The organism is Psychrobacter sp. WY6 (assembly GCF_018448495.1).
Taxonomy (GTDB): Bacteria; Pseudomonadota; Gammaproteobacteria; order Pseudomonadales; family Moraxellaceae; genus Psychrobacter.
Window position 1 is genome coordinate 773,314 of sequence record NZ_CP049902.1, and the last position, 17,146, is coordinate 790,459.

Sequence of the window (17,146 nt, forward strand, 5' to 3'; positions counted from 1 at the left end):
TAAATGTTTATGCCGCTATTTTATTATTTGCGCGACAGGGTATAGTCATTATTAGGTTTTTTATGTTCATCCATTAAAACAAGATGATTGTCTTGAATATGATACGCTTCAATGTTTTTGTCTTCATAGACAATCGTAATCATATCGTTGTCTTGACGATAAACACCAGGTTCAAACAGGGGTGCATTCGGCATTTCCGGATTGTTATCTATACTGGTTTTTAGCACTGAACCATCAGCGAACAAATTCAATGTAATATCAGTGCTATCACAAGATTTACAGGGTACCATGCCACCATAATCGCCCATTAACGTGGCTTGTAACGTGCCATTACGCGGCTCTGAGCGTGTCAGCGATTGATGGGGATGTGCACCGTTACTCGATTGGGCAGCCGCAATCAGCGATTGTCCTTCTGACACTTTATCTAGCTCACTACCCGCATTTAATAGATTGGTCTCTGACAAGTTCTCTGCGCTAGCTTGTGCGCTGTTCTCTTCTACATGATCGATAGGGGCGACCTTAGTCGTCATACCTTTATCGCCGCTAGACGAGGTACTATCACAGCCGATGAGCAGCACACAGAGGGGCAGCGCTAGCAAACAACGACCACCGCGTTTGAGGATAGTTAGCGTGTTAGAACAAATAGGCAAAAATATATCATGGTCACACCAAAAAACAGTTTTTTAATAGTCATTCCAAATGATTATCGACACTATCGACAACTCAATACGTTGTCAAAAAGGAAAGATAATAGGAAGTATAAATGTTTAAATTAGAGTAGAAGACTACGAGACTACAAGTGCCATCTGAGGCTAGGCGGCGAGAAGAAGCTATCGGTAGCCTATCGCCAATCAGTCAACAGTGATGGATATTTAAAACGCTATTTTACCCATCAAAAAGTAAATAAACTGTGTCAAGATATCAAAGGTTAAAGATATCTCTGTGGCCTTTTTGTTATGATAGGTTTAGCCATGAGCTAAGAATAATGGTTTAACGTTGATAGATATGACGAACGAAAATTATCGGAGATATTTAATAGTGGCTCGTAAACGAACAGATGTTTAGTAATAAATATATCTGTTCGTTTGGAAGAATGGATCTAGCAAAAACGAAGGATATAGCAAAAAGCAACGTAGGGGCTAATTCGCCATCAAGCAAGGCGGCTAGGGGCAACAGGTCGTAAAATACGCCATAATATCAACCCGTGTACCACCAATAGCAGACTAAACAGAATCAAAGATTGTTCAGGAATGCTCAGTCCCATAAATGTCCACTCAACAGAAGCACATTCGCCAGAGCCCGCAAAAACTTCTTTAAATACTTGCAAAATCGGTAGCGTATCTAACCAATAATCCAGCCCCGGACCACAAGAAGGTACTTGATCGGCAGGCAGATGCTGTAGCCAAACATGTCGTCCAGCCACGGCGGTCGCCCAACCGATACCTGCTAAGCTACCAAGCCACAATACCAGTCTAACTGCCTTAGATTTAGGGTTGAATAATGCCGCTATCAAAGCAAAACTGCCCATGATTATGAGGCCAATACGCTGAAAAATACACAGTGGGCAAGGCGAAAACCCCATATAGCGCTGTAAAAAAAACAGCGCAAAACTCATACCTATTACGGCTATTATCACCAAAAATATTTGCAAATTGCGGTAAGTGGTCAGCTTTAGCATCGGGCAGTTACTCTTATAAAGTAGTCATCTATACACGTTAAGTGGCGGTCAGAATTTAGTACTCAAAGCTTAGCAATCAAAGCTCAGCAATCAAAACTTAGCGATATTGCTGTAAAAATTCCATAAAATCTTCAGTTTCGGCTTTTTCAATCTCAGCCTGCTGTAATATCGATTTTCTGCTAACACTTCATATTTGGCTTGGGTGTTTGGACTAAGCGTTTGCTGTAATAAAGACTCACGATGCTGCTGCGCCAAGGTAAAGCCAAGCTGCCATAAGCTGCCTAAACGCTGACTATCAGAGTTTACTTGTGCTGAAATGGTTGATTCAGAGTGCCCTGCTTTGCCTTGCATTAACGCGACTGCTGCACGGTAATCGTTGCCGCCATAATGCGCATCAAGTAGCGCGGCAAGTGGTTGCATACGTTCTAAATGCACCAGCATCCAGCTCTCAAGCAGTTGCTCTTCGCCGTTGTTTATAATGTGTAAGCCTTCGCGGCGACCTTCGTTTACCACGCGCTCAAGATTGATGGCTAAGGTCTCTTCTTCCTCAGGTAATAGATCAGGTGAGTCGCTCAGCAGACAGTACAGCGCCATGACCTCTAAGAAACAAGCGCTAGACAGACGAATACCGACATCGCTATAAGGATCTAGATCGATTGCACGGAACTCAACATAGGCGATACCGCGGCGCTCTAATGCTTCGGTCGGTGTCTCGCCGCTCATCGCGATTTGTTTAGGACGAATAGGGCTATAGTATTCATTTTCTATTTGTAAAATATGATTGTTGATTTGGATAGGGTTGCCATCGGCATCATCTAAGCCAAGCTTGGCAAAGCTTTCGTGCGGAGTCTGAATCGCACGGCGCAGTCCATCGACATACTCTGGCAGATAGTTATAACGAATATCGAGCTGTTCTTGCACACTATTGGTATAACCGAGCTTGCCCATACGTAGGCTGGTGGCAGCAGGCTTATAATAAGTTGAGTCGTTTAGCAGTTCTAAATCATGCTCACGACCAGCTAAGAAACAAGGACAAACGCTAGGGCTAGCACCCAGTAAATACAATACCAAACTGGTCAGACGCTTAAAGTTACGGATGAGCCCTAAGTACTTTTCGTTTTTAAATTCTGTCAGGGTTTGCGCTTGTGCAGCAGGTATTTCAGCTTGCCAAACTTCAAATAACCCGTCGCCAAAAGACAAGTTATAATGCAAACCTGCAATCGTTTGCATGCGGCGACCATAGCGAATACCAAGCCCGCTACGGTATAGCGTCTTGAGCTTACCCGTATTAGAGCTGCCATAATCAGCCAGTGGGATGTCTTCATCATTCGATGACAGCATACAAGGCATAGACAGCGGCCACATCAGCTCACCTTCAGGCATGGCTTGATAGACCAATACATGCAACTGACGCAGCATGTTTAGCGTCTCTTTTGGTGAGGTTTTGGGGTCAGTAATTAGCTCAAGTAGGCTTTCTGAATAATCAGTTGTGATAAACGGATGGGTGAGCTTTGAGCCAAGTTTGGCTGGATGCGGCGTCTGAGCCAAGTAGCCATCGGGTCTTACGCGCAGCCCTTCTTTTTCGATACCGCGGAGCATGCCCGTTAAATGCTTGCTATCAAACCAATTAGGAATGTCAAAATTCACAAAGCTACTCGCAAAATTACTCATAATAGTCATCTATTGTTATTTATTATGGCGGCTCAAAACACGACTGGCGTTTGACCATAATGAAGGTAAATATTGGATTAAGAATGCCGTCAGTTTAGCTCAAAGCTGCCCTGAAAACCACGGACAATTACAAATACGATAAGCTTTACAGGCGCTCATTCCTCTTGATTTTAATAGGTATTTCAATAAAAAATTTTATGCACAGCGCGTTACTGTTTTCTAAAAAACGCATAAAACAAGAAGCATCTACCTACGAGATAGATGCTTCAAAAGTACGACGTTAAGCGGTTTATGATAGCGTTGACTAACGAGGAAGGTATCTTGATCAAAAGTCATGCGTCTCGCCAACTTAAATAGAGAAGGATGAGCCACAGCCACACGTGGTGGTAGCATTTGGATTGGTGACGATAAAGCGTGCGCCCTCTAACCCTTCAGTATAGTCAACGGTAGAGCCTTGTAAATACTGATAGCTTAGTGAATCGACGACCAAGGTTACATCGTCATTGTCAAAATTGGCATCGTCTTCATTCAGCTCATTGGCGAAGTTAAAGCCGTAAGAAAAACCTGAGCAGCCGCCGCCCGTCACATAGACACGCAACATCAGATCGCTGTCGCCTTCTTCTTCACGCAGACGTCGCACCTTTTGTGCAGCGCTATCGGTTAAGCTTAAAACAGTTGGGTCTACTGGCTGGCTGGCGCTTGGATTAAATTGGTTGGCTGATTCGTTCATATCTACCTCAGTTGCTAGGATCAAATGCGGTCGTCCAGTTAGGGTTTGCAATGAAATAGTTGCAAATAAAGATACGCACGGCGTTTGATTCAATTGGGTGCTGTTATTATGGCGCTGCTATTGGTATGACTAATGGCGCATTATAAATATGATATCTGTGTCATTACAACGATTTGGTTGATAACGGGCACTTATCTCATCGCAGTATATCATAATGGGGGTATTGATTCGTTTGTCAAGAGTGACGCTACTGGCTGAAGGTGGCTGATTGATACTAGCGGTTATTATCCCCATAAACTCATGCTAAGAGAAAGACTTTTTGTGCGAATAAACACTTGGTTTTGAAATAGTTATTTAATCGTTTGCCTATGGGGCAAGCGTTTGAAATAATAGCCGCCAGTTAACATGCCAGATGTGTTTTTTTATTGCCTTATATTTTATATTACTGTTGAGTTGAAGAGATTATATGATCGAATTTAAAGACGTTGGTGTTCGCCGTGATGGTCGTGAGTTGTTTGCAGGGGCAAGCTTCCAGCTACATCCGGGCCACAAAGTTGGCTTGACGGGCAACAACGGCACCGGCAAATCTACCTTATTTGCCTTATTGTTGACGCGAATGGGCAGAGGAGATACCGAGGTCACGCTTGATAGAGGTGAAGTCAGTATTCCTGATAGCTGGCATGTGGCACACATGGCTCAGGAAGTCGGCGCTACAACGCAGTCTGCGATTGATTATGTATTGAGCGGTGATGAGCAGTGGTATGAGATTAATGCTTCTTTGAATGATTTGAGTAGCGTCAGTGATGAGCAGATCGGGGTATTGCATCAGCAGTTTGATGAAATTGATGGCTATCGTACGCCGACTAAAGCGGCCCAAATTATGGCAGGTCTTGGTTTTAATACCAGCCAGCATGAATTACCCGTAGAAGGGTTTTCGGGTGGTTGGCGCATGCGTCTAAACCTTGCCAAAACTTTGATGAGCCGTGCGGACTTAATGTTACTCGATGAGCCGACCAACCATTTGGACTTGGATGCGATCCTTTGGCTTGAGACATGGATCAATGCTTTTATGGGTCTCGTGATCGTCATCTCGCATGACCAAGCATTCTTGGATGCGACTGTTGGTCATATTCTTCATGTAGAACAACAAAAAATCACGCTTTATACGGGTAACTATCAGCAATTTATTCGCACCCGTCATGAGCGTATGGCGCAGCAGCAGCAAGCCTTTGAGAAGCAAGAAGCGACCAAAGCACATTTGGATGACTTTATTCGTCGTTTCCGTGCTAAAGCCAGTAAAGCTAAGCAAGCACAAAGCCGTATCAAGCAGCTTGAGCGCATGGCTGAGCTGTCACCGATGATGGCGGACAACCCGTTCTCTTTCCGCTTTTATGAGCCAGCAAATATGAGCTCACCACTGATTGAGCTGACCAAAGCGGATATTGGCTATAGCGATACGCCACTTCTATATAATGCCAATGTACAAGTAACGCCGGATACGCGTCTTGGCTTGCTAGGTATGAATGGCGCTGGTAAGTCGACCTTAATTAAAGCCTTAGTCGGCGAGCTTGGCGTATTAACAGGGACGTATCGTGTTTCGGATACCTTAAAATTAGGCTATTTTAACCAGCATCAAATGGATATCTTGGATGCCAAGGCCACGCCTATAGAGATGTTGCGTCGTCTAGCCGGTAAAACCTCTGATGCGATGTTACGCTCGTTTTTAGGTAGCTTTGACTTCCGCGGTGAGCGTATCGATACTCCGAGTGAGCTATTCTCTGGGGGCGAGCGTGCGCGTTTGACGCTGGCATTGATTGTTTGGCAACGTCCGAACGTTCTGGTACTCGATGAGCCGACCAACCATTTAGATTTACAAATGCGCCAAGCGCTGACCATCGCCTTGCAAGGATTTGAGGGGGCAGTGGTACTGGTTTCGCATGATCGTGAGTTGATTGCCAACGTCTGTGATGAGCTGTTTTTGGTACATGATGGTCAAATCGAGGAGTTCGATGGTGACATCAGCGACTACGGTAAGTGGCTGGCAGAAAAGCGTAAGCAAGAGAACTCATCAGATAAAAGTACCAGTAAGAAGAAAGTAAAAAAGAGAGTAAGAAATTTGTTTCACGTGAAACAGATAATGGTCAAGTGAGTAATAAAGCACCTGATCATTCATCAGAAAGTAAAGCGACGACGCCTACGCTTAGTAAAGATGCTCAGCGCAAATTGGCGGCTGAACAACGCAAACTCACCGCGCCTATTCGCCGTGAGATAGAAGAGATAGAAAAGGCATTGGCTAAAATTGATGGACAGCTCGTGACACTTGAAGAAAAACTGGCTGATACGGATTTGTACGAAGAAGGTCGCAAGTCTGATTTGCTGTTATTACTTAATGAGCAAACGGCATTGCAGCAGCAGCACAGTGACAATGAAGAAAAACTATTGCTTTTGATGACGACATTAGAAGAAATGGAAGCGGGTTTTGAGTAGAGAGCTGTTCGTTATAGCAAATAGTAGGTTTTGATTGTTTTTTAAGCTATTTTCACTTGATAAAGACAGTCACAAAAAAGGGAGAGCGCTGGCTCTCCCTTTTTTATTACGTTATTCCTTACGGTATTTACCATCACCATAAGACAGTATTTCCATTGTGGTCGTACATAACTGACAGTTTATTTGACCAGCAGCGGCTTTCGATAAATCCAAAATACGACCCCGAATGAAAGGGCCTCTATCGGTAATTTTTACGATTACACTCTGCTTTGTCTTCTTGTTGGTCACTTGTACCTTCGTACCAAACGGCAACGTGCGATGCGCAGCGGTCAAAGAGTTCATGTTGAAGATACTACCACTAGCAGTGCGTTTACCGTGGAACTGACTACCGTAATAACTGGTGTTTCCAGCAAAAACGGTGGTACTCAGCAATAGTGATAATGTGATAACCAAAGACTTGATTAAATAAGACATTTAATACCTTTAAGCAATTTATAAAATAGACAGATACACTTGCCTATGTTATTCATACTCCCTATGAGTACAAACAGTATATTCATTTTACAACACATACTTTGTCATATTCTTACGGTTCTGTAAAAGAACTACCAAGGTCAAAACGCTCATTTAGGCACGCTAGCTAGTGAATATCAGTGATCTGTATGTAATTGTTTTAAATAATGATTTACATTGTTAATGGTGTTTTTGGCTTGACTCTCTATTTTTTCATTAGGGCGAGTGTTAAATTGATATGACGTCTGTGGCTATCAAAGAATAGTAATGCCAGAATCATAGAGAAACACATGACTACCGTGGCACAAGTGAATAACAATGTATTAGGGCGTGTTGAACATTCACAAATGGGCACTGCTGATAGCTAAAATTGTTCCAGCCAAGGCGCAAGTCGAAGATAATGTTAATACCTTAGCTAGAATTGCAACGTAGTATGGGGCAATTTTAGTATCAGCCCCGATATTAACAGAAGGGGACAGGACTCTTTTTTGCCGCTTCATTGTTAAAAATATACGCTTAGAATGACTAAACTTACTATTTTTAACGTCGAATCGCCTGAAAAATAGTCCCTGTCAGTGCCATGATCGAATGTTCAACACGCCCCAAGTGCTTCAAACAACTTAAACACTGCTGTTGTTCGGCACTATTACTGGTAATATTTGTATAACGGTATTGAATTTTTATATTACTATCATTATTAGATAGACTATCGTTAACACCTGTTATGTCGCAGTTGAATAAATTTCCGTACCATATCGTTTAAAATGGGCATACCAGTATCATTAACATGCTTTTATGTTGAGGACAAAAACATGGCAGAGAAAAATTACTATGACATTTTAGGGGTCAAAAAAGACGCGTCAGCTGCAGATATTAAAAAAGATATCGTAAGCTTGTCCGTCAATATCACCCTGATGTGAGCGATGATCCAGATGCAGACAATAAGATTGCTGAGATTAATAATGCTTACGAAACCATTAGAGATAAAGAAAAGCGTGCCGAATATGACGCCATGCTAGACAATCCCTTTGCTGGTCAAAGTGGTGGTTTTGGTGGTCAATCTGCAAGTGGCGGGCAAGGCGGCTATCGCTGGGAAGATATCAAAGATCAGTTTGGTGAAGGCGAAGCTTATGGCGATGGTGGCTTCCGCTTCGATGACATCTTTTCGGCATTTGGTCGTGGTGCACGTGGTTCAGCTGGTGGACAATCACAGCGTGGTGGTTTTGGCTCGCAAGATAGCAAAGGTCAAGATCAACATGCAGAGATTACGGTTGATTTGGCGTCCGTTTATAATGGCGACGACTACAGCATTAAGTTGAATGTCCCTATTCGTCAACCGAATGGCAGTGTCGAGTATGACAACAAAACGCTGAAAATTAAAATCCCTAAAGGCATCACTGATGGCAAGCAAATTCGCTTAGCAGGGCAAGGTGCCGCTGGTATTGGTGGCGGAAAAAATGGCGATTTTTTTAAAAGTAAAAATCCGTCATGCAGACAATATCCGTATCGAAGGCGCTGATGTTTATCAAACCGTCAATATAACGCCATGGGAAGCGGCGTTGGGTGAAAAAATCAACGTCAGTACGCCAGCTGGTACGCTTGCTGTGACTGTGCCTAAGAACAGCAAGTCTGGTAGCAATTTACGCCTAAAAGGTAAAGGTATCCCTGCTAAGCAAGCGGGTGATTTGTATCTAACCTTAAACATCGTGAACCCTGATATCAGCACTGAGGCTGCGACCCAAGCTTATGAGCAATTAAAACAAGCCTTTGCCGACATCAATATTAGTCGTTAATGGCCGCCAAAAATTACTCACATTGAAACACTGTAATAGAGATGAAGACCATACGATAACGATGAAATAAAGAGCAAACGAGGATAATAGCTATGAAACACTCGCCTGAATTTACCGACATTATCATGAGCTTGGATGAGCTGGTATCTGCCTGTGGCCAAGAGCGCCAATGGGTCATCGAATTGATTGAAGAGGACATCATCGAATATGATGTGCCGGAACGTGAGCAGTTCACTGGTTATCAGCTGACGACAGTGCGCCGTGCCTCGCGCCTTAGCCGCGACTTTGAAGCCAGTGTTCCTGCGATTGGCTTGATACTTGAGTTATTGGATGAGCTCGAACAATTACGCCAATTTAAACGCCAATTAGACATGCAGACACCAGTGATTGAAATTGAAATCGATCCTTTAAAATAACTTATTTCCCCTTTATTCAGTACATAAAAAATCAGTACAAAAAAAGGGTCTCTAAAATGAGACCCTTTTTTTGCAAATAATATATTTAGCGTTTAACGCGCATATTTTGGATCAGCTGCTGCGTGTGTAAACAGTACATCCGTTGAAGAGTTCAACGCCGTTTCGGCAGAATCCTGTATCACACCAATGATAAAGCCAATCGCAACCACTTGCATGGCGATATCGTTTGGAATATTAAATAAGCTTGCTGCTAATGGTATAAGCAATAATGAACCACCAGCGACACCAGAGGCACCGCAGGCACTAATGGTTGCAACCAAACTGAGTAGCAGTGCTGAGGCAAAGGTCACTTCAATACCGAGTGTATGCGCGGCTGCAAGCGTTAAGACATTAATCGTAATCGCCGCGCCGGCCATATTAATGGTCGCACCCAGTGGAATCGTCACCGAATAAGTATCTTCGTGTAAACCCAGTTTGCGGGCAAGGTTCATATTGACCGGAATGTTGGCAGCCGAGCTACGCGTAAAGAATGCGGTAATCCCTGACTCACGCAAGCATTTGAATACTAGCGGATAAGGGTTTTTGCCCGTTTTGATCAGTACAATAATAGGATTAGCAATCAAAGCGATAAATAACATACAACCGACCAGTACCATCAAGATACGCGCATAACCTGCCAAAGCCGCAAAGCCTGTCTCAGCGACGGTGTTGGCGACCAAACCCAAGATACCAAAAGGTGCTAGGGCAATGACCCACTTCACCACTTGGGAGATGGCGTCAGAAAAATCACCGACCACAGTGCGTGTGGTATCACTGGCTTGGCGCAGTGCGAAACCGATGATAATTGCCCACGCTAAAATACCAATATAGTTGGCTTCAGCGATGGCATTAACAGGATTGGCAACCAGATTTAGCAGTAGATTGGTCAGTACTTCTTTGAGGTTGGCTGGTGGGACTTGCTCAATTGTGGCGTTGACCAATACCAGTTCTGTCGGAAATAAAAAGCTCGCGCCAACAGCAGTCAGTGCGGCTAAAAAAGTGCCAAACATACATGATAAGCACAGGCTTGACGTAAACTTCATTACCGCTGCGATGTTGGCTAATGGCCGCCATGACCAACACAAATACCAGTATCGGTGCAACGGCTTTTAATGCGCCCACGAATAAGGTACCCAATAATCCTAAGGCAATACCGATATCTGGTGCCAACCAACCTATCAATACTCCCGCTATCAAACCGATAATAATAAGTGGTACTAGACCAATGCGCTTATACATCGCAAAAAATGAATACATCCTTACCCCGACAATCTAATGAATAATAAAAGAGATCAAGCCATTTTATATTTTTTGCTTTACTAGTCTCATACTCGTATAAAGGTAAGATTCGTAAAACAGAATAAATTGGGTAAATTATAACCAAAAAAAGGGCCGTTATGAACTGACCCCCAAATGTTGGACGGTTTAGTTTATAACAAGGACTGAGTTCTGTATTGCACAGGACTCAGTCCTTTTAATTTAAGTTGAATACGCTCATGATTATAATAATGTATATACTCATGAATCTGTTGTTCTAACTGCTCAATAGTCTTCGGTTTCTCAATATAAATCGTCTCGCACTTCAGCGTACCGAAGAACCCCTCTATCAGTGCATTATCTAAGCAGTTGCCTTTTCTGCTCATACTTTGCTTAATTCCATGCTGTTTAAGCGTCGTGCTAAACGGTTTCATTTGATAATGCCACCCTTGATCTGAATGCAGCATTAATCTCTTACCACGGCACGCCTTTGTCTTATCTAAAGCACTAGCTAGCATCTTACCAACTAAGTCATAAGTGGGTCTCTTTGAGAGCGTATAGCTGATGATCTCATTGTTATAACAATCGAGTATGGGTGATAAATACAGCTTATGATCACCCACCTTAAACTCAGTAATATCGGTGAGCCAGCGTGTGTTCGGTTTATCTGCAGTAAACTGGCGCTTTAAATAGTTCTTTGCAATCTTACCTTGTTGTCCTTTATAAGAGCGGTACTTCTGACGTCTTATCTTGGCGCTAAGCTTCATGTTACGCATCAGCTTAGCGATGAGCTTGTGGTTGTAATGACTACCTAACTGCTTTAGAGCCTCAGTGATTCTGCGATAGCCATACCTGCCTTTGTGCTGATGATACAGCTTAGCAATACGCTGTTTTAATTCAGTGTATTTGTCATCACGCTCAAGTCTTGCTCTATGATAGTAAAAGACACTTTTGGGCATACCAGCGGCTTTAAGTAAGTCAGATAAACAGCAGCGCTCTCTTAGTCCTTCGATGAGCCTTGCTTTTTCAAAGCTTGTTTCTTCTTCTGTTTGAGCAAGGCATCTAGCTTTTTTAGGTAGGCGTTCTCCGCACGTAGATACTCATTCTCACGCTTAAGCTCTGCTAAGCTCTTTTCATCATCTGGCTTGTCTGTGATAAATGGTTTGCTCATGGCGGTTCTACCTTTAGGTTTAGATACGAGTCCAGACATACCCTGTAATCGATAAGCTTTGTGCCAATGACTAATGAGCGCCGGTGAGCTGATGTTAAACTTCAGTGCCACCTCAGATTGACTTAAATCTTCTTTAAGCATGGTCGTAATCACGTGATGTTTAAACTCACTGCTGTATTTGGCCTTACTTGTCTTTGGCTTAATGGCATTTATGCCACCGCTTTGGTATTGCTTAACCCATTTGAGTACAAACTCTGGATTGACGTTAAACTTCTTAGCGGTGGCGTGACTACTATGGCCTTGCCGATAGTATGCGATGACTTGCATCTTAAAGTCTAGATCGTAACGCATAAAAATACCCCATAAGTTGTGTCCAACTTATGGGGTTCAGTTCATTAAGCCCTTTTTTTTTTTATACCTATTAATTTAAGATGATTGGTTTGTTATGGTCATCTCAAGTGATATTAGCGCGCATATTTTGGATCAGCTGCAGCAGTAAATAATACGTCAGTTGACGAGTTCAAGGCGGTCTCTGCGGAGTCTTGCAGCACACTAATAATAAAGCCAATAGCCACCACTTGAAGCGCAATATCATCAGGAATGTTGAATAAACTGGCCGCCAAAGGAATGAGTAGTAATGAGCCACCAGCGACGCCAGAGGTGCCACCAGCACTAATCGTAGCGACTAGACTTAGCAGTAATGCTGAGCCAAAGGTAACTTCAATACCCAAAGTATGCGCCGCTGCAAGGGTTAACACATTAATAGTAATCGCTGCACCTGCCATATTAATAGTAGCGCCTAATGGCAGGGTGACTGAATAAGTATTTTCATGTAACCCTAATTTGCTGGCAAGGTTCATATTGATAGGAATGTTGGCAGCAGAGCTACGGGTAAAAAACGCAGTAATACCAGATTCACGTAAGCAGGTGAATACCAGTGGATAAGGGTTTTTACCCGTTTTGAAATATACGAGGAGAGGGTTAGTCACTAAAGCAATAAACAACATACAGCCTATCAGTACTAGCAAAATTCGTGCATAGCCCAATAGCGCAGCAAAGCCAGTATCAGCGACGGTATTGGCGACTAATCCCAAGATACCAAAAGGTGCTAGCGCGATGACCCATTTGACTACTTTTGAGATGGCATCTGCAATGTCATTGACAGTGCTGCGAGTCGTCTCGCCAGCTTGTCGTAGCGCAATACCCATAATAACGCCCAAGCTAATATACCGATATAGTTAGCATTGGCTAGGGCAGCAACTGGATTGGCGACTAGACTGAGTAATAAATTGTTAAATACTTCCTTTAAGTTTGCTGGCGGTACTTGCTCGATGGTCGCATTCACTAACGTCAATTCGGTTGGGAATAAAAAGCTGGCACCAACAGCGACCAAAGCGGCTATAAAAGTGCCTATCAGATATAAAAACAGCACCGGTTTTACATAGACCTTATTACCGCTACGATGTTGACAGATAGCTGCCATCACTAAGAAAAATACCAGTATAGGGGCAACGGCTTTTAGGGCACCTACGAACAGAGTCCCCAAATACCTAAGGCAATACCTACACTTGGCGCTAGCCATCCTATCAAAGTACCTAGTACTAAACCGATAACAATCAGCGTTACCAATCCGATTCGTTGGTACATCGCTATTAATGAATGCATTTTTACCCCTTTAGTCTATTTGGAAATAAATATTAGCTTAACAATCGTTAGCTTAACGACCGAAGGATGTTAGCATTTTTTGTGATAAGCGCCTACTGACTGATTTTATAAGGCAGTAGGCAATAACGTACTTATAAGCCTCTAAGAATTTTAAAAGTCGACATTTAAGCACAAAAAACGCCATGACTGGCGTTTGATTTTGTAATAGAAGATTAAACTTTGAAATGGGTAAGCTCATAGCCGAGTTGCTGGTAATGCTTATATTTAGCGCGTCCTGCCTCAGTGCTGACATTATCAGGTTTGATAAGCTCTAAAATACGAGTTGGCAATGTATTGCTGGTAGCATTTATATAGTCATTAACGGGACGTATCGTAGTATTGAGTACGATCCCTTTAAAGTCGGCTGGCATATAGCTGGCAAGCAACACTGGTGCTAATAATTGATTATTAATATCAGTATGAACACCGTCAATATCGGCGCCTTCAGGATTAGAATCTAAAAGGCGTTGATGCGGTATAAAGCTCGTATCGTCTTGTGCCCAAAGGGCTTCATCAAGCGTCGACAGCAATGCATCGTTTTTTTCGATAAGAATCAATAACGACTGGCTGCTTTTATTGAGCGCCGTCTGGGTCAGCTGACAAATAAAGCCCAAGAAATCTTGGGCTTTATTCTCAGTTAATACATAAAGCTAACTTTCATAGAGTGGTTTTCATTGAGTGATGATTCATCAATAGATTATGCCATATTTGCGCTATTTTTTAGGTATTGCATAAATAATGGCACAGGACGACCAGTCGCGGCTTTGTCTTGACCTGAAATCCATGCCGTACCAGCGATGTCTAAATGCGCCCATGCTTGACCTTCTTCTATAAAGCGCGATAAGAAACAGGCAGCAGTCACAGCGCCCGCACCTTTACCACCGATATTTTGAATATCAGCGATAGGCGAGTCAATCTGCGTTTGATACTCGTCATCCATCGGCATGTGCCAGATAAGGTCGCCTGATAGGTTACTGGCGTTTTCTAAGTCAAACAAAACATCTTCGTCATTACTAAAGACTGCCGAGCGTACATGACCCAACGCAACCACACAAGCACCAGTCAAGGTTGCGACATCGATGATGGCTTTTGGCTGATAATACTTTTGTACGTAGCATAAGGTATCGCACAATACTAAACGACCTTCAGCATCGGTATTTAAGATTTCAACAGACTTACCGTTCATTGCTTTGATGATATCGCCTGGGCGCGTCGCCTCGCCTGATGGCATATTTTCAGCACAAGCTAGCGCCCCGACGACATTGATAGGTAGACGCGCTTCACATAATGCTTTTAGAGTACCGAGTACCGCCGCAGAGCCACCCATATCAAATTTCATCTCATCCATCGCCGCACCGGGCTTGATTGAGATACCACCTGAATCAAAGGTAACACCCTTACCAACAAGCACGATAGGGGCATCATCGTGTGCACTTTGGACATTGTCTTCGCTATTCTGTTCAGCATTTTTAGCGGCTTTTTTGCTAGCAGCTTTGGTTGGTAATTTATCAGCCAAGGCTTTGAGACCGCCAGCTACTTTTGCGCTGTTGGTAATGGTTTTGTTAGTATCACCATCAGTATTGACGCTAAAATTAGACTTGCCACGATACTCCATCAGTACCAGTTTGCCTTCTTGGTAGAGCCTGCGCGACCCAAGAAGCAGTTCATACCCAGTGCTGACATCTCGTCTTCACCAAGTACCGTTACTTTTATAGGTCAGGGATAAGTGGGCTGCCAATTCCTGTGCTGCTCAGCCATATACGCTGGGAAACAGATATTACCCGGCTCATTGGCGACATCACGGGTCAAGCTTTGACCAGTAAAGACCGCTTGTGCAAAGTCTAATGACGCTTCTAAAGATGGCTCTGCCAATAAGTAGATGTCTGTTAAAACAGGTGTTTGCTGCTCAGATTTGTACTTGTCAAAACGATAGCTTGCTGCCAGTAAGCTCAGCGCGAATTGACTAAACTGGTTTCTTCTAACGCATCACCTAGTGCCACAGTGATAGAGTCAACACGCTTTTGGGTGCTCTTATAAATGGTATTGGCAATTTTTTCTAGAACGCTATGACGCAATTTATCAACATTACCTACACCGACCAATAAGAGCTGTACTGGGTTTTCTTTGGTGGTTTTCTTATCACCCGCTAGCGCATAGTCAGCAACCGTTTCACAAGCTTTGCCGTTAAAGTGTGAAGTGTGATACTTCAATTGCTCAATGCGGGTTTGATAATCGCTCAAAACTGACTCAGCTAAGATGTTTTTTGATCATCGATTAAAACGACAAGGCAGGCCGCGTCTTTACTTTTGGCTTCTTTTTTGAGAATTTTTTGCGTATGGGTTTTTGGCAGTGTTTGGGTTAATTTATCATATATTTATCCTTATTGGGGTTATGACATTATAGTTATGACGTTAGCGCTATGAAAATGGCAGATTTTTTTAATTGCTGATACCTGTTAAATTATCAGATTGTTTGGCCAATCAAGCAATCGCAATAGTGTAGCATATTGCGAGGTGAGTGCGCAGTGAGCAAGGTTTAGGTTATGGGTTCGAACCGCTTATTAGCTATTAACTAACTCATCGGTTGCTACTAAAGCGGCAAATCTATCTTGCAGTGCTGCCATCGCGGTAGCATGCATGATATCAGCGCTGATTTTATCTTTTTTATAGTCAGGCAGATCGCGAGTAGCACAAGCATCATGGCAAACAAAACTGTCAAAGCCTAAATCAAAGGCGGCTCTCACGCTTGAGCTAACACCATATGACTCATAAACCCAGCAAAAATAATTTGCTGTTTTTGTGCAGCTGAAATAAGTGCTTGCAGCTGGGTATCATGGAACGCATTGGGATTTTTTTTGACGATGACGGTTTCGCCATCCTTTGGTTGTAATTCAGCGATAATCTCGACATTAGATGACAAAGGATCAAAAACGTTGCCATTATCTGCGCCGTGATGGGCGATATGAAAGATAGGGACGTTCTGTGTACGAGCTTTATCTAGCAATAGGCGCGCATTTGCAATGGCGTTCGTACCAGCTTTCCCCAATGGCATCGCCCCATCGACATATTCGTTTTGATAGTCAATAAAAACCACGGCGCAATTTGACCAATCGAGCGTATCAAATTGACCGCCAGCAAGTTCAAGTAAAGTAGAAGGGGTAGAACCGAGTTTATTTGTCATTAATATTCTCCATTGGGCGAGATAATTAGGAATTTTTAGTTTTCTCAGTTTAACAAGTAATCCTAATGGTGCGAGGGCAGTGATACGAATGACACACAAAGGTTTCCAAATGACATCAAGTAAAAAGGTCGTGCAAAGACTTAATAAAAAGGCTTTTTAGATAAGACAAACTAATGAGTTAAATTCTCATTATTCTTTTCATATCTTATCTATTATTAGTGAGCCATACAGCGTTATAGCAAGAGGGGTGCAATGTTTGCAAACACATTTCACAGCCATTTTTGAGCAAAATATGCTAGGATTAGCGGTTATCTTTACCGCTAATTTTTACAGCATGTCGCTAACCCGTCTCGCAGATATTTTCATATCTTTTGCCGTTGCTTTTAGGGCTGTTTAAGTATCTGATTGAGCAGCACGGTCTTGTATTTCTATGGTTCAGTTATCGGTATCAGCTATTGTATTTAGAGCGGTCCATAATTGTCAGTGTTTGCCAATAAAGCTGCGATA

10 protein-coding genes and 6 pseudogenes are annotated in these 17,146 nt (G+C 42.9%); 3 read left to right on the forward strand and 13 right to left on the reverse strand.

Translation table 11 applies throughout. The features are described 5' to 3' along the window. Window positions 1-23: 23 nt before the first annotated feature. The 4 genes and pseudogenes from G7Y90_RS03880 to erpA all read right to left on the reverse strand — a co-directional run bounded on the left by G7Y90_RS03880 (window position 24) and on the right by erpA (window position 4,079). Complete coding sequence (locus G7Y90_RS03880) at window positions 24-650, reverse strand: copper resistance protein NlpE N-terminal domain-containing protein (protein WP_250163451.1); 627 nt, start codon at window positions 648-650, stop codon at window positions 24-26. Window positions 651-1,150: 500 nt separating this feature from the next. Continuing rightward, complete coding sequence (locus G7Y90_RS03885) at window positions 1,151-1,678, reverse strand: disulfide bond formation protein B (protein ID WP_045454815.1); 528 nt, start codon at window positions 1,676-1,678, stop codon at window positions 1,151-1,153. Window positions 1,679-1,775: 97 nt separating this feature from the next. Then, a pseudogene (gshA, locus tag G7Y90_RS03890) lies at window positions 1,776-3,349 on the reverse strand (glutamate--cysteine ligase). A 349-nt stretch (window positions 3,350-3,698) separates the two neighbouring features. Next, on the reverse strand, window positions 3,699-4,079 hold the full coding sequence (gene erpA, locus G7Y90_RS03895) for an iron-sulfur cluster insertion protein ErpA (RefSeq protein ID WP_045443732.1): 381 nt from the start codon (window positions 4,077-4,079) through the stop codon (window positions 3,699-3,701). A gap of 466 nt (window positions 4,080-4,545) precedes the next feature. Here erpA and G7Y90_RS03900 point away from each other — a divergent pair. Continuing rightward, window positions 4,546-6,566, forward strand: a pseudogene (locus G7Y90_RS03900) (ABC-F family ATP-binding cassette domain-containing protein). Window positions 6,567-6,677: 111 nt separating this feature from the next. Here G7Y90_RS03900 and G7Y90_RS03905 read toward each other — a convergent pair. Continuing rightward, window positions 6,678-7,040 carry a septal ring lytic transglycosylase RlpA family protein gene (locus G7Y90_RS03905; protein WP_045442968.1) on the reverse strand — a complete coding sequence of 121 codons (363 nt, stop codon included), beginning with the start codon at window positions 7,038-7,040 and terminating at the stop codon, window positions 6,678-6,680. Window positions 7,041-7,891: 851 nt separating this feature from the next. Between G7Y90_RS03905 and G7Y90_RS03910 the strand changes: the two are divergent. Further along, window positions 7,892-8,872 (forward strand): annotated as a pseudogene (locus G7Y90_RS03910) (DnaJ C-terminal domain-containing protein). Between the two features lie 92 nt (window positions 8,873-8,964). After that, the gene (locus tag G7Y90_RS03915; RefSeq protein WP_060490155.1) at window positions 8,965-9,288 is read left to right on the forward strand and encodes a chaperone modulator CbpM; all 324 of its coding nucleotides are present in this window, start codon (window positions 8,965-8,967) and stop codon (window positions 9,286-9,288) included. Between the two features lie 92 nt (window positions 9,289-9,380). On the opposite strand, the pseudogene sstT (G7Y90_RS03920) reads toward G7Y90_RS03915, so the two are convergent. The 8 genes and pseudogenes from sstT (G7Y90_RS03920) to G7Y90_RS03965 all read right to left on the reverse strand — a co-directional run bounded on the left by sstT (G7Y90_RS03920) (window position 9,381) and on the right by G7Y90_RS03965 (window position 16,639). Continuing rightward, window positions 9,381-10,584, reverse strand: a pseudogene (gene sstT / locus G7Y90_RS03920) (serine/threonine transporter SstT). Window positions 10,585-10,757: 173 nt separating this feature from the next. Next, window positions 10,758-11,597: an IS3 family transposase gene (locus tag G7Y90_RS03925; RefSeq protein WP_250163924.1), complete on the reverse strand. Its 840-nt coding sequence runs from the start codon at window positions 11,595-11,597 to the stop codon at window positions 10,758-10,760. Beyond that, window positions 11,585-12,106 carry a helix-turn-helix domain-containing protein gene (locus tag G7Y90_RS03930; RefSeq protein ID WP_250163452.1) on the reverse strand — a complete coding sequence of 174 codons (522 nt, stop codon included), beginning with the start codon at window positions 12,104-12,106 and terminating at the stop codon, window positions 11,585-11,587. Before G7Y90_RS03930 ends, G7Y90_RS03925 begins: the two co-directional genes overlap by 13 nt. A gap of 113 nt (window positions 12,107-12,219) precedes the next feature. Further along, window positions 12,220-13,420: pseudogene (sstT, locus tag G7Y90_RS03935) on the reverse strand (serine/threonine transporter SstT). Between the two features lie 212 nt (window positions 13,421-13,632). Next, window positions 13,633-14,073, reverse strand: a complete 441-nt coding sequence (locus G7Y90_RS03940; RefSeq protein ID WP_250163453.1) for a DNA polymerase III subunit chi — start codon at window positions 14,071-14,073, stop codon at window positions 13,633-13,635. 83 nt (window positions 14,074-14,156) lie between these two features. Next, window positions 14,157-15,833 (reverse strand): annotated as a pseudogene (locus G7Y90_RS18840) (leucyl aminopeptidase). A gap of 186 nt (window positions 15,834-16,019) precedes the next feature. Then, on the reverse strand, window positions 16,020-16,202 hold the full coding sequence (locus G7Y90_RS03960) for a cysteine hydrolase family protein (RefSeq protein WP_250163456.1): 183 nt from the start codon (window positions 16,200-16,202) through the stop codon (window positions 16,020-16,022). Continuing rightward, on the reverse strand, window positions 16,199-16,639 hold the full coding sequence (locus G7Y90_RS03965; RefSeq protein ID WP_250163457.1) for an isochorismatase family protein: 441 nt from the start codon (window positions 16,637-16,639) through the stop codon (window positions 16,199-16,201). Before G7Y90_RS03965 ends, G7Y90_RS03960 begins: the two co-directional genes overlap by 4 nt. Window positions 16,640-17,146: the final 507 nt, after the last annotated feature.